Origin of the sequence: Ralstonia sp. AU12-08, assembly GCF_000442475.1 — a bacterium.
In the GTDB taxonomy this organism is placed as follows: domain Bacteria; phylum Pseudomonadota; class Gammaproteobacteria; order Burkholderiales; family Burkholderiaceae; genus Ralstonia; species Ralstonia insidiosa.
In genome coordinates, this window is the sequence record NZ_ASZV01000057.1 from 1 (window position 1) to 2,052 (window position 2,052).

General features: G+C 58.4%; 2 protein-coding genes. One reads left to right on the top strand and one right to left on the bottom strand.

The window, feature by feature from the left end; all coding sequences use genetic code 11:
• A partial coding sequence (locus tag C404_RS0130590) for an amidohydrolase family protein (RefSeq protein WP_031330262.1) occupies positions 1 to 662 on the top strand: 662 nt, incomplete at its 5' end.
• Between the two features lie 118 nt (positions 663 to 780).
• Here the strand turns inward: C404_RS0130590 and C404_RS57500 are convergent.
• Positions 781 to 1,931 (bottom strand): IS3 family transposase gene (locus C404_RS57500; protein ID WP_152524505.1). Its coding sequence is split into 2 segments (ribosomal slippage): positions 781 to 1,685 and positions 1,685 to 1,931, totalling 1,152 coding nucleotides; the frame shifts between segments, so codons are not numbered across the junction.
• Positions 1,932 to 2,052 lie beyond the last annotated feature (121 nt).

Sequence of the window (2,052 nt, forward strand, 5' to 3'; positions counted from 1 at the left end):
AAATCAACAGCCAACGGCTTGATACCGCTATGGAGGCTCTCTTCCGGTACTGCATCGACCATGACGTACCTGTCATGGCACACACCAACCATTCCAATGGCCCCAGCGAGAAGTTTAAGGATTTAGCGGGGAGCGAATACTGGGCATATGCGCTGGAGAAATTTCCAGGTTTGCGTGTGAATTTTGGACACTTCGGTGACACGGATCTGGAGGATCACGGCGGTGAGAAGACCCGTAGATTTCTGGATCTGATCACTGCGACGCCAGGCTCCCCAGGCATCAACGCATTCGCAGACAGCAGCTACTTTGCAGGCGTTCTGCTCAATCAACCCAGGATGGTTGAGGTGCTGCGCTCGCTCTACGCGGCATCGAACAACCATGTCCTACGCGAGCGGTTCATGTACGGTACAGACTGGACGATGATATTGCCGCAACGCAACGTGGATCGATATCTTTCCGACTTCATGGACGTGATGCGTAGAATTGAGAGTGAGCAGCCGGACGTCGGAGCACGCCGGACATCGCTCTCAAATGCATTCTTCGGTCGAAATGCGGCGCAGTTTCTTGGCTTGGAAGTCGGTATGCAAAATCGGAGACGGTTGGAGGATTTCTACGCAGGAAACAAAATCCCTACACCCGACTGGATGCAGAAGATCGCCTAGCAAGGCGAATCCGGTAGCGAGTCATTGATAGTTAGATCCCTCAATGTCCACTGCGCGTTGGCTCACACTAGCCTCTTAGGCATATGAGCGTCATCGGCGTTGAATCGCCCCGACTTTCCTAGACACCCGCGAGCCGTTGGGAATGGCGTTGTTCGAACTCTACCGGTGATAGTCCGTTGGCGCTCGAATGGCGCCGTGTTGGGTTGTAAAACATCTCGATGTAGTTGAAGACGTCGGATTTGGCCTCCTGCCGGGTGGCATAGATTTGCCGGCGTATTCGCTCACGCTTGAGCAACTGGAAGAAGCTCTCTGCCACGGCGTTGTCGTGGCAGTTGCCGCGCCGACTCATGCTGCTCAGCAGGTTGTGCTCGCGCAGGAAGCCTTGCCAGGTTTGGCTGGTGAACTGGCACCCCTGATCCGAGTGAATCAGGACCTGCTGGTGCGGACGGCGGCGCCACAGGGCCATCAGCAAGGCATCCAGCGCCAACTGGGTATCGATGCGCTGCCCCATGGACCACCCCACGACCATGCGTGACCACAGATCGATGACCACGCTCAGGTACAGCCAGCCTTCGTGCGTGCGGATATAGGTGATGTCGGTCACCCAGGACTGGTTCGGAGCATCGACCGTGAACTGCCGCTGCAGATGATTGGGGGCGACCACCGCCGGCTTTCCGGTACACCCGGCAGGGCGTCGACGGTAGCCTGATTGCGAACGCAGCCCCTCGGCCTTGAGTAGCCTCGCCACCCGGTGCTTGCCGTAGCGCTCACCCAAGTCGCGCATGTCCAAGGTGAGCTTGCGATAGCCATAGACCCCGCCGCTCTCCAACCACGCCTGCTTGAGAAGTCCAAGCAGGCGCTGGTCGTCCTTCGCACGCGGGCTCAAGGGTTGCGCCTGCCATGCGTAATAACCGCTGGGATGCACCGCCATCGCTTTGCACAGACGGCGCACGCTGTATTGGCCCGCGTGCGCCCTGATGAAGGCGTACCTCACCCGGATTGCTTGGCAAAGTACGCTGCGGCCTTTTTTAAGATGTCGCGCTCCTCGGTCACCCGTTTGAGCTCGGCCTTGAGCCGGCGTACTTCGTCGGATTGCGATACCTGTCCTTGCGGCTCAGTCTCGGTGCGGCGTCGTTGCCTGAGCCACTGGTACAGGCTGTGCTGGCTCACGCCCAGACGTTGCGCGACCTCCGCAACGCTGTGGCCTCTGCCCAAGACCTGGTTGACCGCCTCGACCTTGAATTCCTCGGTGTATCTCTGCGCGCTCATCGCACCTCCTGTCTTACCTCTAGTTTGAGGCTCACAGGTGTCTACTGGGACCGGGGCGATTCATGATTTATTTCTGCTCATCCGGCGGAGCAATCATTCCCGGGGATTCCCCCTCTAAGGG